Source organism: Pseudoalteromonas sp. MT33b, from assembly GCF_014117385.1.
Lineage (GTDB): Bacteria > Pseudomonadota > Gammaproteobacteria > Enterobacterales > Alteromonadaceae > Pseudoalteromonas > Pseudoalteromonas lipolytica.
In genome coordinates, this window is the sequence record NZ_CP059832.1 from 834,836 (window position 1) to 854,901 (window position 20,066).

General features: G+C 40.6%; 17 protein-coding genes. 8 read left to right on the plus strand and 9 right to left on the minus strand.

Annotation, left to right across the window (positions count from 1 at the left end):
• Positions 1 to 91: 91 nt before the first annotated feature.
• Together hutH and H3302_RS19650 are read left to right on the plus strand one after the other, a co-directional pair.
• Positions 92 to 1,585 (plus strand): histidine ammonia-lyase, encoded by a 1,494-nt coding sequence (hutH, locus tag H3302_RS19645; protein ID WP_065979097.1) that lies wholly within the window; start codon positions 92 to 94, stop codon positions 1,583 to 1,585.
• Positions 1,586 to 1,596: 11 nt separating this feature from the next.
• Positions 1,597 to 3,597: a urocanate hydratase gene (locus H3302_RS19650; protein WP_182396575.1), complete on the plus strand. Its 2,001-nt coding sequence runs from the start codon at positions 1,597 to 1,599 to the stop codon at positions 3,595 to 3,597.
• Positions 3,598 to 4,108: 511 nt separating this feature from the next.
• On the opposite strand, the gene H3302_RS19655 is transcribed toward H3302_RS19650, so the two are convergent.
• Both H3302_RS19655 and H3302_RS19660 read right to left on the minus strand, forming a co-directional pair.
• Positions 4,109 to 4,483 (minus strand): hypothetical protein, encoded by a 375-nt coding sequence (locus H3302_RS19655; protein WP_074989105.1) that lies wholly within the window; start codon positions 4,481 to 4,483, stop codon positions 4,109 to 4,111.
• 57 nt (positions 4,484 to 4,540) lie between these two features.
• Positions 4,541 to 4,912 carry a hypothetical protein gene (locus tag H3302_RS19660; protein WP_074989106.1) on the minus strand — a complete coding sequence of 124 codons (372 nt, stop codon included), beginning with the start codon at positions 4,910 to 4,912 and terminating at the stop codon, positions 4,541 to 4,543.
• A gap of 382 nt (positions 4,913 to 5,294) precedes the next feature.
• Between H3302_RS19660 and H3302_RS19665 the strand changes: the two genes are divergently transcribed.
• Positions 5,295 to 5,705: a GFA family protein gene (locus tag H3302_RS19665; protein ID WP_074989107.1), complete on the plus strand. Its 411-nt coding sequence runs from the start codon at positions 5,295 to 5,297 to the stop codon at positions 5,703 to 5,705.
• A gap of 1,063 nt (positions 5,706 to 6,768) precedes the next feature.
• Here H3302_RS19665 and H3302_RS19670 read toward each other — a convergent pair.
• Positions 6,769 to 7,200: a hypothetical protein gene (locus H3302_RS19670; RefSeq protein ID WP_036972851.1), complete on the minus strand. Its 432-nt coding sequence runs from the start codon at positions 7,198 to 7,200 to the stop codon at positions 6,769 to 6,771.
• 185 nt (positions 7,201 to 7,385) lie between these two features.
• Here H3302_RS19670 and H3302_RS19675 point away from each other — a divergent pair, with 185 nt between their 5' ends.
• Both H3302_RS19675 and H3302_RS19680 read left to right on the plus strand, forming a co-directional pair.
• Positions 7,386 to 7,841 carry a hypothetical protein gene (locus tag H3302_RS19675; RefSeq protein ID WP_075593309.1) on the plus strand — a complete coding sequence of 152 codons (456 nt, stop codon included), beginning with the start codon at positions 7,386 to 7,388 and terminating at the stop codon, positions 7,839 to 7,841.
• Between the two features lie 62 nt (positions 7,842 to 7,903).
• A complete protein-coding gene (locus H3302_RS19680) occupies positions 7,904 to 8,380 on the plus strand; it encodes a mechanosensitive ion channel family protein (RefSeq protein WP_075593310.1) in 477 nt (158 codons plus the stop codon).
• Between the two features lie 42 nt (positions 8,381 to 8,422).
• Here the strand turns inward: H3302_RS19680 and H3302_RS19685 are convergent, their stop codons facing one another.
• The 6 genes from H3302_RS19685 to H3302_RS19710 all read right to left on the minus strand — a co-directional run bounded on the left by H3302_RS19685 (position 8,423) and on the right by H3302_RS19710 (position 15,171).
• Positions 8,423 to 8,848: an AraC family transcriptional regulator gene (locus H3302_RS19685; protein WP_036972845.1), complete on the minus strand. Its 426-nt coding sequence runs from the start codon at positions 8,846 to 8,848 to the stop codon at positions 8,423 to 8,425.
• 473 nt (positions 8,849 to 9,321) lie between these two features.
• A complete protein-coding gene (gene bfr / locus H3302_RS19690) occupies positions 9,322 to 9,786 on the minus strand; it encodes a bacterioferritin (RefSeq protein WP_036972843.1) in 465 nt (154 codons plus the stop codon).
• Positions 9,787 to 9,798: 12 nt separating this feature from the next.
• A complete protein-coding gene (gene bfr, locus H3302_RS19695; protein ID WP_036972840.1) occupies positions 9,799 to 10,272 on the minus strand; it encodes a bacterioferritin in 474 nt (157 codons plus the stop codon).
• A 207-nt stretch (positions 10,273 to 10,479) separates the two neighbouring features.
• On the minus strand, positions 10,480 to 12,615 hold the full coding sequence (locus H3302_RS19700; protein WP_182396576.1) for a TonB-dependent receptor: 2,136 nt from the start codon (positions 12,613 to 12,615) through the stop codon (positions 10,480 to 10,482).
• Positions 12,616 to 13,178: 563 nt separating this feature from the next.
• Complete coding sequence (locus H3302_RS19705; protein WP_182396577.1) at positions 13,179 to 14,249, minus strand: PepSY domain-containing protein; 1,071 nt, start codon at positions 14,247 to 14,249, stop codon at positions 13,179 to 13,181.
• A 61-nt stretch (positions 14,250 to 14,310) separates the two neighbouring features.
• Positions 14,311 to 15,171 (minus strand): cation diffusion facilitator family transporter, encoded by an 861-nt coding sequence (locus H3302_RS19710; RefSeq protein ID WP_182396578.1) that lies wholly within the window; start codon positions 15,169 to 15,171, stop codon positions 14,311 to 14,313.
• Positions 15,172 to 15,337: 166 nt separating this feature from the next.
• Between H3302_RS19710 and H3302_RS19715 the strand changes: the two genes are divergently transcribed.
• From H3302_RS19715 to H3302_RS19725, 3 genes are all read left to right on the plus strand, one after another.
• Complete coding sequence (locus H3302_RS19715) at positions 15,338 to 15,715, plus strand: hypothetical protein (RefSeq protein WP_036972834.1); 378 nt, start codon at positions 15,338 to 15,340, stop codon at positions 15,713 to 15,715.
• A 75-nt stretch (positions 15,716 to 15,790) separates the two neighbouring features.
• Positions 15,791 to 16,918, plus strand: a complete 1,128-nt coding sequence (locus H3302_RS19720; RefSeq protein WP_182396579.1) for an efflux RND transporter periplasmic adaptor subunit — start codon at positions 15,791 to 15,793, stop codon at positions 16,916 to 16,918.
• Positions 16,919 to 16,927: 9 nt separating this feature from the next.
• Complete coding sequence (locus H3302_RS19725; protein WP_182396580.1) at positions 16,928 to 20,041, plus strand: efflux RND transporter permease subunit; 3,114 nt, start codon at positions 16,928 to 16,930, stop codon at positions 20,039 to 20,041.
• Positions 20,042 to 20,066 lie beyond the last annotated feature (25 nt).

Below are 20,066 nucleotides of genomic sequence, written 5' to 3' on the forward strand. Positions count from 1 at the left end.
AATGAATAACGATAATTATGCATTTGTAAAACATCTAGAGCAAGTTAGCATTGCATTAAATAAAACTAATCCTGTTCTTTAGGAGTTATAAATGACATTTAAGTACGGTATTGACCAGTTAACGTTAGACAGCGTTAATGCTATTGCAGCGGGTACGTTACAGGCAGAGCTTTGCCAAGAAGCGATTGATAAAATTAATAAAAGCCGCCAAAACGTAGATAAAATGGCTGCCTCTGATAAAGCCATTTATGGCATTAACACAGGTTTTGGCCCTTTATGTGATACGCAAATATCTCCAGAAGAAACTAACCTGTTACAAAAGAACTTATTAATTACTCATGCTGTCGGCGTGGGTGAGCCCATTGCTAAACCTATTTCCAAGCTAATGCTTATTACTAAAGTGCACGCACTAAGCCAAGGTTATTCAGGTATTCGTTTAGCGGTTGTAGAACGCATGCTTAAGTTTATTGAGCTTGATATTATCCCGGTTGTGCCAGAACAAGGCTCAGTGGGCGCATCAGGCGATTTAGCTCCGTTATCACACTTATTTTTACCCTTATTAGGCGAAGGTGAGTTTTGGATTGATGGTGATATTAAGCCGGCTGCAGAAGTACTCAAAGAGCATGGTTTAGAGCCAATGGAGTTACATGCTAAAGAAGGCTTAGCGCTTATCAATGGCACACAATTTATTTTATCGCATGCGATCACGGCACTCACAAAAATGGGTTACTTACTAGACCTTGCCGATATTGCAGGGGCGATGAGTATCGAAGGTATGCAGGGTAGCCAATCACCGTTTCGTGAAGAGCTTCATGCAATTCGTGCCTTTAAAGGCAATGTTGAAGTGGCAGCGCGTATGCGTCGCTTTTTCGAAGGCTCTGAAAACATGGCGTCACACACTAATTGTGACCGTGTTCAAGACCCATATTCATTGCGTTGTATTCCACAAGTGCATGGTGCTTCACGCAACGCCTACAACCACTTAAAAGAACTTGCTGAAACAGAAATGAACTCAGTAACTGATAACCCAATAGTTATCAGCGAAGAAGAGGCTATTTCGGGTGGAGGTTTCCACGGTCAACCCCTTGCTATGGTATTAGATTACGCTTCAATTGCGGCGGCTGAGCTTGGTAATATTGCTGACCGTCGTTGTTATTTATTACTTGAGGGTTTACACGGTTTACCGCGCTTATTAACCTCATCTGGTGGTTTGAACTCAGGCATGATGATCCCACAATACGTGACAGCGGCATTGGTAACAGAAAACAAATCGCTGTGTTTCCCACCATCGGCAGACAGTGTGCCAACATCAATGGGCCAAGAAGACCACGTATCAATGGGCAGTATCTCGGGTCGTAAACTAAACCAGATTTTAGGAAACCTTGATAAAATTTTTGCAATTGAGCTGATGTATGCAGCGCAAGCTATCGAATTTAGACGCCCTAATAAGTGCTCAGATATCATAGAAGAAAACGTTGCAATTATTCGTAACAAAGTGGCTAAGTTAGAAGAAGATCGTTTACTTAAGCCTGATATTGATGCCATGGTTACACTGGTTAAATCGCAAGCGTTTAAAGTAAACTAAGGGAGCAGATAATGACTTTCCAAGAACAAATTAAACAAGGGATCCCACGCGTTTTACCTGAGCCTAAAGCTTATCCAAGCGATGCTAACCGCGCTCCAAAACGTAAAGACATTTTATCAGCAGACGAAAAGCAATTGGCTATTCGTAATGCATTGCGTTATTTCCCGAAAGAGTGGCACCAAGAGCTCGCCACTGAATTTGCACAAGAGCTAAAGCAATTTGGTCGCATTTACATGTATCGCTTTAAGCCTAATTATGAACTTAAAGCACGTTCAATTAGCGATTACCCAGCAAAGTGTGAACAAGCTGCCGCGATTATGCTTATGATCGATAATAACCTCGATCCTGCGGTTGCACAGCATCCAGAAGAGCTGATCACTTATGGTGGTAACGGTGCGGTATTCCAAAACTGGGCTCAGTACTTATTAACCATGAAGTACTTAAGCGAGATGGAAGAAGACCAAACGCTTCACATGTACTCAGGTCATCCGATGGGGTTATTCCCGTCTTCGGTTGAAGCACCGCGTGTTGTGGTTACCAACGGTATGATGATCCCGAACTATTCAAAACCTGATGATTGGGAAAAATTCAATGCACTGGGTGTAACGCAATATGGTCAAATGACCGCGGGTTCATTCATGTACATTGGCCCGCAAGGTATTGTTCACGGTACAACTATTACGGTGATGAATGCGTTCCGTAAAGTACTTGAAAAAGGCGAGTCACCAAAAGGTAAAATTTTCTTAACTGCTGGCTTAGGCGGCATGAGTGGTGCGCAGCCAAAAGCGGGTAATATTGCAAACTGTATTACAGTGTGTGCAGAGGTAAATCCGAAAGCGGCTACAAAACGTCACCAACAAGGTTGGGTTGATGAGCTAATCGATAACATGCCAGAACTTGTTGAACGCGTACGCAGCGCGCAACAAAACGAAGAAGTGGTTTCAATTGCGTTCATTGGTAATATCGTTGATGTATGGGAAAGCTTTTTAGCTGAAGATATTTTTGTTCACTTAGGCTCAGACCAAACATCACTGCATAACCCGTGGTCAGGCGGGTATTACCCAGTAGATATCAGCTACGAAGAATCAAACCGTTTAATTCGTGAAGAACCAGATGTATTTAAAGAAAAAGTACAAGCGACGCTTAAACGCCATGCTGATGCTATAAACAAACACACAGCAAAAGGCACATACTTCTTCGATTACGGTAATGCATTCTTGCTTGAGGCATCTCGTGCTGGTGGCGATGTGATGGCTGAAAACGGTATTGATTTTAAATACCCATCGTATGTACAAGATATCCTTGGTCCAATGTGTTTTGACTATGGTTTTGGTCCATTCCGTTGGGTATGTACCTCTGGTAAGCCAGAAGATTTAGATAAAACCGATGCCATTGCTGCACAAGTCCTTGAAAAAATCATGGCTGAGTCTCCAGAAGAAATTCAGCAGCAAATGCAAGACAACATCACTTGGATTAAAGACGCGAAGCAAAACAAACTGGTTGTCGGCTCGCAAGCGCGTATCTTGTATGCGGATGCACAAGGCCGCGCAGATATTGCCAAAGCCTTTAACGATGCAATTAATCGTGGAGAAATTGGCCCTGTAGTTCTTGGCCGCGACCATCATGACGTAAGTGGTACTGATTCACCTTTCCGTGAAACATCAAACATTTATGATGGTAGCCGCTTCACAGCCGACATGGCCATTCATAACGTGATTGGTGATGGTTTCCGTGGTGCAACATGGGTATCAATCCATAATGGTGGCGGTGTAGGTTGGGGTGAAGTGATCAACGGTGGCTTTGGTATGCTACTAGATGGCTCTGAAGCCGCAGAACGTCGTTTAAAATTAATGTTACTGTTTGATGTTAATAACGGTATTGCACGTCGTAGTTGGGCGCGTAACGAAGAAGCCAACTTTGCGATTAAGCGTGAAATGGCACGTACACCAAAACTGAAGGTGACGTTATCGAATAACGTTGATGACGAGATTTTATCGAACTTAGATTTTTAAGTTGTGTCAATTCAAAAAGGCCATGTTGCACACGTAACATGGCCTTTTTTTATTTTTAAACTGAACGTGTTGTATCTTTCTTGTATGGAAACAGAAGCGTAATTATTGATGGAAAAATAAAGCCTTTTAAATATGAAAATACAGAAACGTCAGTGGGCGAGTTTGAAAAGTATGTAATGTATTGGGTAATAACTAAAATGAGTATACTAACCCACATACTGAACAAGGCGCATTTCTTCTTTAAAATAACTAAAAACAAAGAGATAACAATAACTACGCGCACCAAAGATTGAAAGTGAGTAAGTAATGAATAATCTATCGGAGGATTTAAAAAATATAAGCTTGAAATTTTTGTTAAGTGGTAAGCTATTAACACTATTCCTAGAGAAAAAATAATGCTCATTCTAATTTTGATAGGTATGTTATTGATTGAGTTTACTCTTTTTTTACTCATAATTTATTATTTCATTAGATTTTATATTAGTAATATAGGGTTGGTGATTAAAGGTTGCTAAATTAATAAGCTTGTTAAACCTGATAATGCAACCAAGAAAAAAAGTGATGTCGAGGGAAACCGAAAAGGATTAATTTTTGCTTTGAGAGCAACAAGAAAGCTCAATATAGAAAAAGAGAAATTTAAGATACAAAGAAATACGATTAGCTCAATTTTGTCTGGGAAAAGTGCTACATATGCATAAGCTCCACCCATAATAAGTGTATACAGTGTCGTAATATGCCAACAGTAATAATTTAGCCATTTTGATGCTACAGGTAGGGTTTTATCAGCTAATAATGGAGCGGCAACTCTTGGCCCACCGATAAATGTATGAACATAAAACGTGATTACGCTCAAAATAGTTGCTTGCCATAAAAAATAAGCTTGCATAGATTTCTCCATTTTTATAGTTATGCAGTTTTTAATAGTTCCACTTTATAAAATCTTTTAGGCAAACCAAGGTAAAATACCAATTATGGTAAGGACTATCCAGCCGGGATGTTTTCCTTTAGTACCAATTAGCACTAATACAGCGCCACACAGCATGGTAATAGAAACAATATTAATTAAAACCTCTGTGATAGATGAATTTGAGGTTGACAATGAAAGCCATATTAAAATACTTGCCATCCCAAACCCAAAAATAGAAACGAGATGCCATGAGGCCCATAAAATTCTAACCTGTCGCGCTTTTAGTAAGTCACCACCATGACTTGGGATTAGTTCGTTATCTCTTAGTTTTTGGAAAATAAGAATCTCACCTAAAAAAGAATGTATTAGGCCGAGAAAAATAGCCAGATAACCTGCTGCTAATATCATCGCATTTTCCTCGTGTCTTATAGTTTGATGGCGACTTTTTATAAATTGCTTTATAACGTGTGGCTTTTTTATTTTTTTGTCAATTGTTTTAATTGATAAACGGGTACATATGAATTTTTATGTTTTATCTAAAATTAATTAAGTTCCCCTTTATTATTCAGACTTATAAATTTTAACTTATTCATAAGTTATTAATTAAAATGAATTTTATGGTAGGGCTTAGTGAAATTAAGGTGGGTTCCTATTACTAAATATAACATGAAGAGTGTTGAATCTATCAGCCTAGTACATTCAGGCATAATTCGTTTTACTTGTTATTACCATTTAGGCGCATTGTTGAACTCTTTATCTCGGGTTATGCTGGATCAAAAAGGAGGTGACTATGAGTAAAATATTAACGGGTGGCTGTTGCTGCGGTGAAGTGAGTTTTCAGGTAACTGACAATTTTAAGCGTTTTTTCTTTTGCCATTGCGAGCAATGCCGTAAATTATCTGGCACTGCACATGCTGCAAATTTATTTACCTCACCCGATGCCATCGAATGGCTGAAAGGTGAACATAATATTACACGTTTTAACTACCCAAATCGTGCATTGTCACGTGCATTTTGTAAAACCTGTGGCTCTGCACTGCCATTTGAATCACAAGACAGCAGCTATCTTTTGGTGCCCGCTGGTAGCTTAAACGAAGAACCAAGCAAAGAGCTCGACGCACAAATATTCTGCGAAGAGCAAACCGAATGGCATAAAAATGGGTTAAATGGTAAAAAGCTGATTGGCTTTGGTCGAGATTAAGCTCATTTGATAAATACATAAAAGCATACTTACAGGTAAATAGTAAAGTTAGCGAGCTTAAAGGAAATAGCTTGTAGGAGGCGTTTTAACGCCGAACATTTAAAGTTCACGGCTGAAGCCGTTCCTACGCAGTTGGCGTATAGGCCGGGCTTTATCGTGGTTTATGAGAATAGAGTGCGACACTATGCAGGCCGCTATAAGTATGTAGGCCGCTATAAGTGGTGACCTACACAGCAGAACACTTTCGATGTAGGTGGCGTTTTAACGCCGAATTTTTAAGGTTCACGGCTGAAGCCGTTCCTACGCAGTTGGCGTATAGGGCGGGCTTTAACGCGATTTATGAGAATAGAGTGCGACACTATGTAGGCTGCTATAAGTATGCAGGCCGCTATAAGTGGTGACCTACAAAGCAGAACACTTTCGATGTAGGCGGCGTTTTAACGCCGAGTTTTTAAGGTTCACGGCTGAAGCCGTTCCTACGCAGTTGAGTGTGTAGCTCGGGCTTTAGCGCGATTTATGAGACTAGAGTGCGACACTATGCAGGCTGCTATAAGTATGTAGGCTGCTGTAAGTGGCGGCGACCTACAAAGCAGAATACTTTCGATGTAGGAGGCGTTTTAACGCCGAACATTTAAGGTTCACGGCTGAAGCCGTTCCTACGCAGTTGAGTGTGTAGGCCGGGCTTTATCGTGGTTTATGAGAATAGAGTGCGACACTATGTAGGCCGCTATAAGTATGTAGGCCGCTATAAGTGGTGACCTACAAAGCAGAACACTTTCGATGTAGGTGGCGTTTTAACGCCGAATTTTTAAGGTTCACGGCTGAAGCCGTTCCTACGTAGTTGAGTGTGTAGGTCGGGCTTTAGCGCGGTTTATGAGAATAGAGTGCGACACTATGCAGGCTGCTATAAGTATATAGGCCGCTATAAGTGGCTACCTACAAAACAGAACACTTTCGATGTAGGAGGCGGTTTAACGCCGAATTTTTAAAGTTCACGGCTGAGGCCGTTCCTACATGAAAGCTTACATGTACTCGTTCGAACATGATTGTCTCGCAACTTGCACTAATCTTCTTTATTTGCCTTTTTCGCTAGAATTTCAACTTGTGCTTTATCTGTTACACCCGCCATGCTTAGTGCGGCACTGCCAACTGATTCGTAATTAAGCTCTATTTTATCAAGCTTAGCGTCGTTTTTATCAGGCAGACTTAAGCTTCGTGACGACATGCCTTTACTGAGAACACCTAAATTGTCGAACACTTTTTCTTCGCCGTCATTCATGATCACCTTAATACTTTTAAGGTTAACGGTGCCATGCGTGCATTTGACTTTTATATGACTATATCGGCTTTTAGTTAAAGGGTTAACGGTGTCGGTTTCACTTTTAAAGCTGACCTTTTTTTCAGCAATTGATTTCCAATCATCGTCGCCTGCAACGCTCTGCAAGCTAAATAAACCGAAGAATAACGCAATAGAAAGTAACTTGATTAGTTTCATTAGAATCCCTCCAAAAATTATTATCACTCAAAGATATAGCACATATTTATTTAAAGTGCCTCTGGTTCATCTATAAAGTAGAGCTATTTTTGATTTTAATTCGTATGAAGCAATACAGTTATATTTTCACCAACCTTACACAGCATGCTATGCTTGTTTAGTGTGCATAAGCTTATGGATTTTCAATGAGATATTACTATTGTTTAGTGTTGTTCCTATTCTCAAATTCACTTTTAGCAAGTGCGTTACTCGATGTTAAACCCAGTAATAAAACACAGTTTTTGTCATTGATAAAAGCGAAGCAGGGGGACTATGCTCTTGTATCTGGCAGTGATGAAGTATGCAAAAGTGCACCGTTTACTTTGGTTAAACAGCCCACACAAGGCTTCACTTTAGGAAGCCTAATAGACTTTAGTGATTTACATAACGGTACACAAACGAAGAAAATTCCTGATTTTTGCATCGTAACATCGAAACTCAAGTATTTCGTTAATGGCATAGTAAGAACTAATCGCTACAGTCGCTGTAATGATGAAAGTGACGAAGGGACGACCGTTGAAGATTTGCGCTTTGAGGATAACGATAAAATCACCTATACACTCAGCCAGCCTGCGGTTAGTTGTGTATTTGAAAAGCAATAATATGTTTTCTGGTAGGTTATTTAAGCCTATTATAGGCTTTTTGGCTGGAGCTAATTTACTCGATGACTAATCAATTCATTCAGGCATTTTTGGTGTTGGCTGTTTGTTTTATCGCTAGTTTGATTATTGACCGTGCGATAAAGCAGTTTCAACGTCGTTTTGACTCAACAGCACTTGAAACCTTCCGACTGATTTCGAACTCGCAGCGCGCTATTTTACTTTTTGTTGGCATTGTACTGGCTCTTTCTAAGTTAGGCTTCGATGTGGCTGCATTGGTTGCTGGGCTTGGTTTAACAGGTTTTGCACTTGGTTTTGCGCTAAAAGACGCAATTTCTAATTTGGTTGCTGGTGTGATGATTGTCCTTTATAAGCCGGTAAAACTTGGCAATTATATCGAAGTGAGTAATTCAAAAGGCATCGTAGTCGATTTAAATCTTCGTTATATAACTATTAAAGGTGAAGGGGCGATTCATTTAATTCCTAACTCATTAATTTTAAGCAATAAAGTATCTATCATTGAGCAAAAAGACGCTTCATAAATAAACGCACCCATTACTTGGTGCGTAATATATCCTAAATTTCTAAGCGGCGCTGTTAAGTCGCTTTTCTTTTGAACAATCACATCCTTGTTTAACCCGCTGTTTGTATCTATCAACTCTGTATACCGAGGGAGCTAAGCCAAACTGGCGTTTAAAGGCATTACAGAATGTCGCAGAATTACTAAATCCGCAGGATAGCGCAACCGCTTTAATAGACACTTTTTCCTCACAAAGCATGTTGCAAGCCAGAGTCAGTCTTTTCTTGGCAATGTAATCGCTATAAGTGGTGTTGAGATATCGTTTGAAATCCCGTTCTAACTTTTTCCTGTTAGGGTAATTAAGCGCCTCAGACAGCCAATTCATACTCATTTTATTACCTGCTTTAATACCTGTGTCGATTGTTTGATCTATACATTCTTTAAAATATTCACAAGAAGAAATGACTGCTCGCTTAGTTAAATCATTCATTATTAAACCTAGCTAATTATTCGAAGGGTGAATGTATCCTTTAAAGTGGTGTGCAATACCAATGTGCCGACATACTTGCTCATCTTGAGGGAGTAAATCTGATGATCACCGTGTTAAATATGTCTTATCCACGATTAAATAAATACAAGAAGTAGAGCAAGTTAATCGCAATCGCTGTGAACGCTAAACAACATAATCATTGCGTTTATAAGCAATATGTTATGTTACAAACTCGCTCGCTTAATTAAGTAAATTGATATTTTACGTCTAAAGCTCAGTGTCTTTATTGGATACAAGCTAATGTTAATAAAAATCATTATCAAGTTCACTGTTAAGCCGCTTTAAATTGCGACAAACCCAGCGATATCAGAATTTTCTGATAGGATTGCTTTAAATATATGCAACGATTTAGTTAGGTTAGGGGGGACTTAAGCAGAAAAAAGCAGCCGAGGCTGCTTTTTGATAGTTGCAAATTACATTTGAGATTGCAGGTAATTCTCAAGCCCTGCGGTTTTGATTAACTGTTGCTGTGTTTCAAGCCAGTCAATTTGCTCTTCTTGCTCATTTAAGATGTGATCAAGCGCTTCACGGCTGATGTAATCTTTTTTCTCTTCAGCAAGTTTAATTGCAGCTTTAAGATCAGGGAGTGAATCAAGCTCGAAGCTCATGTTTGCTTCAATCATTTCTTCAGAGTTTTCACCAATACGCAGACGACCAAGGTCTTGTAGATTTGGTAATCCTTCTAAAAACAAAATACGCTCAATTAAACGGTCGGCGTTTTTCATTTTTTGGATAGACACTTTATAGTCAGCTTTGTCTAATTTTGAAAAGCCAAAATCTTTAAACATACGCGCATGTAAAAAATATTGATTAATACCCACTAACTCATTTGCTAGTACTTTGTTTAGTGCAGCAATAACGCTTTTATCGCCTTTCATACGTGTAAACCTCTATTCGCCCATTTGAGATTGATGGTAGTTCTGGCTACCAATTTTGTCGATTAAACCAAGCTGCTGCTCTAACCAATAAACATGATCTTCTTCAGTATCGAATAATAGTTTTTCAAGTACTTCACGCGATTGATAGTCTTTTTCTTGCTCACAAATAGCAATGGCTTCTTTAACACAATCAACCACTTCAAGTTCAAGAGTGAGATCGTTTTGCATCATGCTTTTAACGTCGGTACCAATTAATAAATCACGACGCTTGGTCATGTTTGGTACGCCTTCTAAAAATAGAATACGTTTGATTAACCAGTCAGCGTGATCTTTCTCTTCTTCCATTTCGTGGTTAAGGCGTTCGTACAGCTTGTTAAGGCCCCAATCATCGTACATACGTGAATGGATAAAGTATTGATCTATAGCGGCTAATTCGTTTGCGAGTAGTTTATTAAAACTATCAATGACTTTCTGGTTACCTTTCATCGTGCTGTCCTCAAAATTCAAGTTGCGATAATTGTAGTATATAAAAATAAGATTGCAAACTTTTTCCTTGTAAATCAGTTATTTACTATTGATTGTGATTCTCGTTTAAGTTTGCGTTAATGGTTGATAAATGAACAATTTATCGTTTTTATTTAAAAATAAAAAAAGCCCTTACGAAGAAGGGCTTAGTGTTTTATTAAGCGGTCGTTAAAAGCGATATGTCGCCCCTAATGTCACTGTTGTACCTAGGCCTTTTATGTTGTAACCACCGTACGTGTATGATTGCGCACGAGCAGGGTAGTAATCGTTATTAAATAGATTTTCAACACCCATGAAGGCTTGCCAGTTATGTGTAAACTTATAGCGGCCGCTCAAGTTGACAATATTGTAGCTGCTAATTGGACCTTGATCGCCCACATAATCACCGTCTGCATTAGGTTCAAAGCGCTTACGTGAGCCAACATACAAGTAACTTGCGCTTAATGACAGTTCATCGTTAGGCGTCCAGTTTAAATTCGCAGTTCCTTTTGGTGGGCTAATTTGACGAGAACCTAAGTAAATATCGTCTTCAGTGTTTTTGCCTTCTACATAGCTGTAGGTTGCAACTAGCTTTAAGGTTGGGCTAATCGTGTAGTCAACAAGCGTTTCGTAACCCCAAATTTCTTGTGGTGCTCGTACGGGCTCATACACTCCAGTTGTCTCATTAAAACTGTTGGTCGTCCCAAACTCCGATGTACTTCGGTAGGCTGCAAATTCAAAACGAACATCATCAAACTGTGAGGTAAAACCAATTTCATAGTTGTCGATGATAGACGCTTCGGTTTGAATTAAACCAATATCATTCACAGTGGCTGCGCGTAACAAGCGGCCAATATCTGAAATGTCAGAGCCTTGTGAGTAATTTGCAAAGGGGCTAAAGGCCGCTAGCAAATTATATTTAATACCCACGTTATAGGTTGTTGCGTCGTAGTCAATGGTGTCGCCTTTTACACTCAGTGGCACTGAACATTGTGTTGCAGAGCGACAAAGTTTTAATGTTTCGTAGTCATCGACGCTTAAGTCAATGCTTTCTTGACGCACACCGGCTTTAACAACTAAGTCGTTATTGATAACCCATTTAGTCTGTAAAAAGCCTGCAACACTGTTCATGTCCATTTCGGGGACCCAAATGCGGCCATCAACAAGGGGTTGTGATGTCACATCGTTTAAAGCATCTAAACCATAGATAAAGGTTGCTTCAATATTGTCAAAATCAACCAGGGTATTAAATGTCGCACGTGCGCCTTTTTTCTCTGAGCTGATTATTGACTGACCACCATCGTAGCCCTCATCTGGGTTTGCAAGGTTTGGCGAATAGAAGAATATGTTTTCGATATCCTGCATGTAGAGGTCTAGGGTCATTTGGGTATTTTCAAACAAGGCGTAATCAGTGTATTTCAAGGTAATATTTTCGTTGCCTTCAGGGCCTTGTGGTTTACCTCGTTTTTGCAACTCTTTTGGCACATGTATCGCATAGGTTTTTTCGCCATCGTTAATATTACCAACGACATCACCGAGATCTGTTTTTTGCTGAGAACTGAAAAAGTTATAGCTAAATTGCAGTTGTTTCTGATCGTCAAAATCATACCCCAGTTTAGTGAAGTAGTTTTCGGTTACGGCATCAGACAAACCATATTGCAAGCCCAAAATGTCGCCTTCGGCGTCACGTTGTACCCCGTTTTCTTCATAACTGGCAGTAAATAAGTAGCTTAATTTATCTGCGCGGCCATTAATAGCTGCTGAGAGGCGTGCACCTGCACTTTCTTCTAGTTTTACGGCACTAAAACGTGATGATAGGCTAATTTCACCTTCGGTTTTACCCTCACTTTGCGCTTGCTTGGTAATATAGTTAATTATACCGCCAGAAGCCCCATTGCCATAAATAGAGGTGGCGCCTTTAATAACTTCTATACGGGCTATTGCACTTGGATCAAGCGTTTTTATTCCTAAAGAACCATTACGCAGAGGTGTTGATTGTGGAACGCCGTCAATCATAACAAGCGGGGCGCGGCCACGTAAACTTTGGCCTGTGTTGCTTGAACTGCCTGTGTCAGGTGCAAGTCCGGGTACCATTTGTGACAGCAAACTTTGTAATTCTGGATTTACCTTTAAGTGTTCTTCAATTTCTTGTTGATTAATTATAGTCACAGAAGCAGGTACTTCATCAATGCTCTCAAAAACACGGCTACCAGAAACGACAACGTGCTCCATCTCTTCTGCTGTGAGTTTTTTATTGAGTGCATCATCAGCAAATGATTGGCTACTTATCACCAGTGCAATAAGGCTAAGCGATGTTTTTAACATGTTTGTCCTTGTTAAAAAAAGATAAATGAAATGAGTTATGGGGCGGCAGTGTAAATGTAAAGAACTGTAAAGGCAAGCTTAATGATAACTATTTGCAATAGTGTTGGAGGTTTAATCTCTACGATGTATGTAACATATTAGCGATAGAGCTTGTCGAATTAACGCGTATGTTGTGAATTGCTGCAATGAATTAAAGGGTCGTTTTAAGTCATTAGAGAGTAGTATTGGCTTGAATAGATTTACCTTGAATTAACTTACTTGATGCCGCTGTATTTCTATGCGGCACCCAAATAAGTAATAAAACAATAGAGGTAGTCATAACTACAATTTGGCCCACTGTTTTGGCCCACTCTTTCTTTTGTATTGTTGGTATTAAAACCTATTTTACACATGAATCAATAATACTGGGCATGTTGAACTATCATGCTTTGCCCGAGAATATGAACCATTCAAGGTGGCTAAATACAGTAGTATAATTAGCCAATGTAAACACTTCTTTTTGCTAAAAGCAGTGATATGCTCGGGGGTTCATGTTTTATCAGTTTAAGTTTAATTACGCGTTATTATCTAAAGTGGCGTTTGTACCAAAAGTAAAAACCCGACACAGTAAAAAATAAAGGTGACAGGGCAAACACAAGCCACAGTAACTGCACAATAGGTCCCGCAAAATCGCCAATATGGAATTTGTATTTAAAGTGCCATGTTTGTGTTGTCCACGAGCTTTTGCTGGCGTCGTAACTCGCGACGATATTGGCTGTATACGGGTTGGCCCATACCCAGCTATAGGCATGGCTTTCACCAGGGTTTTCGATGCGAAAACCAATGTTGTCAGTCGGTTTTTTAGGTAAATAAATTCTAAACAGTTTACCTTCAGGAAAAACAGTGAGTGCATTGTTATAGGCTTTTTGTACTTGATAAGGTGTTGTTTCTGAAGGGGGCAGCACGTCAGGTGGTTTAGGTCTGTCTTCAACCGTGCCTTGCATTACAAACTCTAATACCGCTTTAGTTTCTGTCTTCCAGTTAAACGCCATGCCTGTGTATGCTATTAAAATAAGTGGCAGCAATAAATAGACGCCCAGCACGGTATGAAGTTGGTACATTAATACTCTAAATTTGGCTTTTGGTTTTATAGCTAGTCGCTTTAAACGGTTTTTAGGTTTAATCCAAATGTAAAACCCTAGTAATATTTCTAAAATAAGAATAAGCGCGCATAGTGAAACCCAGTTCCTTAAAGGGTGTTTTTTGTCGCCATCTTCGTAAAGCAACCAACGATGTAGCGCCATGGTAAATCCATACACCGTGCTGTAATAATCGTATTCGTATAAAATATCACCGGTATAAGGGTTAACGCTCACATAACGATTATTGGCAAGTTGTAGTTGCCAAGCAAGATCATCACGCGCCTCAGGCATTAATAAAGTAACAGGTTGTTTAGTTGTGTTTGATACGCGTGCTATTAGTGGGTCAAAAGCGAGCGGTGAAGCTTGTGGAGTCACCGTCCATTTATCACTTTGTGTAAGGTACTGAATATCTTTTGCGTAAATAAGTAATGCGCCTGTTAAACTCAAGCAAATCAAAAAAAGGCCGCTTACTAAGGCAAGGAGTAAATGCGTACGGCGTAACCACAACTTCAAGAGGTGTTCCTTTACTTTGTTTTAAATACAAAGGTAAATTGTAAATGATAACAAGTAACATTTACACTAAAACTTGCTCAATAGTACACGCCTTAATAGCAAACTTATCCTGTAAAAATTGACGAATTTCATTGTTGTCGATTATTTGGTGGGCACAAAACTTTAGTTCGCAATGCACGGTGTGTTCATCAAGCTGCCATGCTTTTATGTATTCAATATTTGAAATAGGAAATGCGCTTATCAGTTGTTCAGATACATGTGTTGATTCGCAGTGACTTGGTGCAACTTGCATTAAAATTTTACTGCTGGCAATTAAGAGCAATACGCCGTGGTATATCACATACACAGAGATAAGAATGGTCGCAATAAGATCGACAATATACCACTGATATAAAATGATCAGAGAGCCGGCAATAATAACGACGACAGAAGCCATAGCATCTGAAAGATTATGAATAAACGCAGCACGAATATTCATACTTTGATCAGCGCCAGCACGGTAGGTAAGGAATGCCGTTACTAGGTCAATAATCAGGGCTAACCCTGCAACCCAAATAACGATCCAGCCATCGATGGGTTCTGGATTTAGGTAACTTTTTATTGCTTCAATGACTAAGTAGCCACCAATTACAATTAAACTCAGGCTATTAAAAAGCGTGGCTAATATTTCGGCGCGTTTATAACCATATTGATATCGATTATTTGCTGGTTTAGCCCCAATTTTGCGTGCTATTAACGCAATAAATAACGATGATGCGTCACTTAAATTGTGCAGTGCATCAGCAATGAGCGATAGGCTTCCAGAAATGAGCCCCCCCACAATTTGTGCAAATGTAAGTAACACATTAATTAATACAGCAAGTAATAATTGCTGTGTGCTTTTGCTTTCTGCATCGTGATGGTGGTGATGTCCGTGTCCCATAAGCATACCTAGTTGCTGATTTCTTTATTTTTATATCATGTGAGCATCGCTTTTAAAACACTCGTTAGCAGTATGCATGTATGGGGTGTTTCGTGTTTAGGTTTTACTGTTCAAATAAGTACTAATTTGTTAAGTTAACGCCGTTGTACCAATTATTAGGTGTTACGTGAAAGCAGCATTTGTTATTTTGATTAGTGTGTTATTGCTCCAGCCGTTGCTGGATAGCTTTGACGTGGCTGATCATAATGTTGCATTTAATCACACCTCAGCCCTGCTTTTAGAAGAGCTGGATCTTGAAGCCCACTGCGCAGCTAATGGCGATCATCAACAGCATCAATCTGAACATGCCGAGCTTGCTAAACAGTTATCTGACTCCGCCGAAAAAGGCCATTGTCATGTGTGCCACAGTCCTGCATTTGTTGATTCATTTACCCTTTCTGAACCTGTTTCAGTTTATTTTGCAAAAATTGAACTGTTAGAGCTTAATTTTAAGTCGGCAGATCTAACACCACTTCATCGCCCCCCAATCGCCTCTCTTACTTAACACTTTACTCCCTTGTCTTTGGGATTATTTTTTAAGGCAAGCTAGGGCTTAGCCTATTTTAAGTAAGAGAAAATTATGTATTTAAGAAATTTTATGCGCTACGCATTGTCGTGCGTATGCTTTATATATGTCGCAAACAGTTATGCGTCAGAGCAACTGCATGACCATCAAGAAAATGCACAAACACCACACATTAACGAAGTAACCTTAACGCCACAGCAACAGCAATTAGCGAATATTAAGGTCGAACGCCTTGAACTCAAAACACACAGCCAAACCGTTTATGCACCGGGTGAAGTTAAAGCCAATGGCTATGCCAGTTATGTGGTTGCCCCTCGTGTTGATTCTATTGTTGTAAAACGTCACGCTTTACTGGGACAGCATGTTAATAAAGGTGATCCCTTGGTAACCTTGTTTAGTGGAGAGGTGGCAAGCCGACAAACCGAATTTAGGTTAGCCGAAGCTGAGTGGCAGCGGGTGAGTAAAATGACCCGTGGTACGGTGAGCGAAAAGCAGCTGCTTACTGCTAAAGCCGAGTACGAAGTGGCATACAGTCGCCTTGTCGCGTTTGGATTGTCTAAACACGCAATAGAAAAAACACTGACTATCTCGCCTGAAAAACTCGGTGAATATACCTTATTTGCACTTACTTCGGGTGCTGTACTCACCGATAATTTTTCACAAGGTCAACGTGTCGATTCAGGTATTGAATTAATGCTAATTGCAGATGAATCTGCGCTGTGGGTAGAAGCGCAACTTTCCTCAAATCAAGACCGCACGATTGCCAATGGCTCTGTTGCAACGATGCAGGTAAATGGAAACCGTTACCACGCTAAAGTTATTCAAGAGGCGCACACTATTGATGAGCAAACACGCTCACGGACAGTGCGGCTTGAAGTGAAAAATACCCAGCACAGCTTACACCCGGGCATGTTTGCAGATGTGTATTTTCACTTTACAACAGAGCAAGCTGTGCTTGCGGTTCCCGAAAACGCGTTAACACGCAGTGCCGATGGTGATTGGCAAGTTTTTGTGGTTGATGATGATGGTGGGTTTATTGCCAAAGAGGTGAGCGTAGGTAGAAATTTAGCACAATACCGTGAAATATCAGGTATCGAGCAAGGGGTTAACGTTGTTACTCAAGGCGCATTCTTTGTTGCTTCACAGCTCGCAAAAGGCGGGTTTGATCCGCATAACCATTAGAGGTGCCGCATGTTTAATTTATTAATCGAGTCGGTGATAAAAAACCGTTTCATCGTGCTATTAGCTTTACTTGCGGCCATTGCTCTGGGTGCATTAATGGTTCCAAAACTGAACTTAGATGCGTTTCCTGATGTGACAAATGTGCAGGTAGCTGTTAACACCGAAGCTCCTGGTCTTGGAGCGGAAGAAGTCGAGCAACTTATCACATACCCAATAGAAGCGGTAATGTACGCACTACCTGACGTTGAACAAGTGCGATCGATTTCAAAAACAGGTTTGTCGGGCGTGACGGTGGTGTTTAAAGAAGGCGTTGATATCTATTTTGCGCGGCAGTTAGTGTTTGAGCGCTTACAATCTGCTAAAGAGCTAATCCCTAACGGACTTGGCATGCCTACCATGGGGCCTAATACCTCTGGTCTTGGGCAAGTTTATCAATACTTACTTGAAGCAAAGCCCGATGCTGACATTGATAGCATGGCGCTGCGAAGCCTAAATGACTGGGTGGTTAAATTATTACTATTACCCATTGATGGTGTTACTGATATTTTATCGTTTGGTGGCGAAGTAAAACAGTATCACGTTAACCTCAACCCTAACAAATTACTTGCCTATAACCTAAGCCAACAAGATGTAAGCAATGCATTGCAAGCAAACAACAGGAATGTTGGCGGTTGGTATATGAACCGCGGTCAAGAGCAATTAGTTATTCGTGGCACTGGCTGGTTTTCGACCGGTGATAAAGGCCTGAGTGAAATTGCGCAAACCCCCATCAAAACGATTGATGGCACCGTAATTAAAGTCACTGATGTTGCAGACGTACAGCTTGGGAGTGAAATACGCCAAGGGGCAGTAACCTTATCGACTCGCGATGAAAATGGTGATGTTGTTAACCGAGGCGAAGTTGTAACTGGCGTGGTATTAAAAAGGATTGGTGCAAATACGAAGCAGACCATCGATGGTATTAACGAGCGTATTACAATGATCAACCGCGCGCTGCCTGAGGGCGTCAAATTCACGCCTATTTATAACCAAGCGGCACTTATTAGCCACGCGGTACAAACCGTTATAGATGCATTATTACTTGCATTTGTATTTATAATCATAGTGTTAGCGCTATTCTTGTTAGACTTAAGAGCAACATTCTTGGTTTTGCTGTCCATTCCAATTTCAATCGGCTTAGCGCTCAGTATTATGGCTTGGTTAGGGCTGTCGGCCAATTTAATGTCATTGGGTGGCATTGCTGTGGCTATTGGTATGCTGGTGGATGGCTCTGTTGTTATGGTTGAAAACATTTTTCGTCATCTAGGGCTAAAACATAATCAGGGTAAATCAAGCCGTGAGCTGGTTGCTGTTGCAGCAAAAGAAGTTGCTCGGCCAGTTTTCTTTGCGTCATTGATTATTTTAACGGTATTTTTGCCTTTATTCAGCTTTGAAGGCGTCGAGGCAAAGCTGTTCCAGCCTATGGCCGTCAGTATCATGTTAGCGATAGTAAGTGCCATGATTGTTGCCTTAGTCGTTGTGCCTGCGCTAAGCGTCTACTTATTTGCTAAAGGTGTGACAGTTAAACACAGTAAGCTGCTACAACCCATTGAAAAGTTGTATCAACGAGCGTTACGACAGGCGTTACAAGCAAAACGGTTGGTGCTTGCTATTGCTGCTTTGTTATTGGTTACAGCCGCTATTTTACTTCCAAGGTTGGGGACTGAGTTTGTGCCCGAACTTGAAGAAGGTACGATTAATTTGCGGGTAACGCTTGCACCATCAGCCAGTCTTGAAACGGCAATCTCAGTGGCACCTAAACTGGAAGCCATGTTACTTGAATTTGCAGAAGTCGATTATGCACTTAGTCGGATTGGTCGAGCAGAAGTCGGTGGCGATCCTGAACCTGTTAACAACATAGAGATATACATTGGTCTTAAATCTCGCGAGCAATGGATAAATGCTAAAACACGTGTTGAACTCCAGCAGTTAATGGAAGAAAAACTTGAGCAGTTTCCTGGGCTCTTATTTAACTTTTCGCAACCCATCGCCACCCGTGTTGATGAACTTTTATCGGGTGTAAAAGCACAGTTAGCAATCAAGTTGTTTGGTAGTGATTTAGCGGTGTTAAGTGAAAAAGGTCAGCAAATTGAGCAGCTAGTTAAGCAAATACCCGGTGCTAAAGATGTGGCCATGGAGCAAATGGGCGGTGAGGCACAGTTAATTGTGAAACCTAACCGCTTAGCGTTATCGCGTTTTGGATTATCGGTTACTGATTTAATGGAGGTTGTACAGCACGGAATTGGTGGACAAAGTGCAGGGCAAATTATCAATGCTAACGAGCGTTACGATATCTATGTTCGCATAGCAGAAAATTACCGGCAGAACCCGCGTGTAATTGCAGACCTTCGTTTACAAACCCCTTCGGGGGCGATTGTGAGAGTAGGTGATGTGGCTCAGGTAGCGATTGAATCGGGAGCATCCCAAGTACGCCGTGATGATGTACAAAGGCGCGTAGTTGTACAAGCGAATGTGCAAGGACGTGATATGGGATCTGTTGTTGCTGACATTCGCGCAATAATAGAGGATAAATTACAGCTACCGAGTGGTTACAGTGTTGCTATAGGTGGTCAGTTTGAAAACCAACAACGGGCACAGCAACGTTTAATGATTGTTGTGCCAGCGGCATTGTTACTGATTGCGCTATTACTTTATTTTGCATTTGGCAATGTATCGCAAGTATTGCTTATTTTAGTGAATGTCCCTTTAGCGGTAATAGGGGGGATTGTGGCTCTGTTTGTATCTGGGCAATATTTGTCGGTACCAAGCTCTGTTGGTTTTATTACTTTGTTTGGTGTTGCGGTATTGAATGGTGTGGTCATGGTAGAAAGTATTAATCATCGCCTTAAGGGCAAAGATGAAGTAGATGACGCGGTGTTTGATGGGGCAACCTCAAGGTTACGACCAGTGTTAATGACCGCATTAACTTCAATGTTAGGGCTTATACCCATGCTATTGAGCACGGGAATGGGGGCTGAAATACAAAAGCCACTGGCAACAGTGATTGTTGGCGGTTTGGTCAGCGCAACATTTTTGACCTTATTTGTCCTACCTGTTCTTTATAAGTCGATGAGTAATAAATAACTGCCTAAGTGGCTTATTTACAGAG

Excerpts from the sequence above, each read along its gene's own strand:
- hutH (WP_065979097.1), top strand. The coding sequence starts at position 92 with ATGACATTTAAGTACGGTATTGACCAGTTAACGTTAGACAGCGTTAAT.
- H3302_RS19650 (WP_182396575.1), top strand. The coding sequence starts at position 1,597 with ATGACTTTCCAAGAACAAATTAAACAAGGGATCCCACGCGTTTTACCT.
- H3302_RS19655 (WP_074989105.1), bottom strand. The coding sequence starts at position 4,483 with ATGCAAGCTTATTTTTTATGGCAAGCAACTATTTTGAGCGTAATCACG.
- H3302_RS19660 (WP_074989106.1), bottom strand. The coding sequence starts at position 4,912 with ATGATATTAGCAGCAGGTTATCTGGCTATTTTTCTCGGCCTAATACAT.
- H3302_RS19665 (WP_074989107.1), top strand. The coding sequence starts at position 5,295 with ATGAGTAAAATATTAACGGGTGGCTGTTGCTGCGGTGAAGTGAGTTTT.
- H3302_RS19670 (WP_036972851.1), bottom strand. The coding sequence starts at position 7,200 with ATGAAACTAATCAAGTTACTTTCTATTGCGTTATTCTTCGGTTTATTT.
- H3302_RS19675 (WP_075593309.1), top strand. The coding sequence starts at position 7,386 with ATGAGATATTACTATTGTTTAGTGTTGTTCCTATTCTCAAATTCACTT.
- H3302_RS19680 (WP_075593310.1), top strand. The coding sequence starts at position 7,904 with ATGACTAATCAATTCATTCAGGCATTTTTGGTGTTGGCTGTTTGTTTT.
- H3302_RS19685 (WP_036972845.1), bottom strand. The coding sequence starts at position 8,848 with ATGAATGATTTAACTAAGCGAGCAGTCATTTCTTCTTGTGAATATTTT.
- bfr (WP_036972843.1), bottom strand. The coding sequence starts at position 9,786 with ATGAAAGGCGATAAAAGCGTTATTGCTGCACTAAACAAAGTACTAGCA.
- bfr (WP_036972840.1), bottom strand. The coding sequence starts at position 10,272 with ATGAAAGGTAACCAGAAAGTCATTGATAGTTTTAATAAACTACTCGCA.
- H3302_RS19700 (WP_182396576.1), bottom strand. The coding sequence starts at position 12,615 with ATGTTAAAAACATCGCTTAGCCTTATTGCACTGGTGATAAGTAGCCAA.
- H3302_RS19710 (WP_182396578.1), bottom strand. The coding sequence starts at position 15,171 with ATGGGACACGGACATCACCACCATCACGATGCAGAAAGCAAAAGCACA.
- H3302_RS19720 (WP_182396579.1), top strand. The coding sequence starts at position 15,791 with ATGTATTTAAGAAATTTTATGCGCTACGCATTGTCGTGCGTATGCTTT.
- H3302_RS19725 (WP_182396580.1), top strand. The coding sequence starts at position 16,928 with ATGTTTAATTTATTAATCGAGTCGGTGATAAAAAACCGTTTCATCGTG.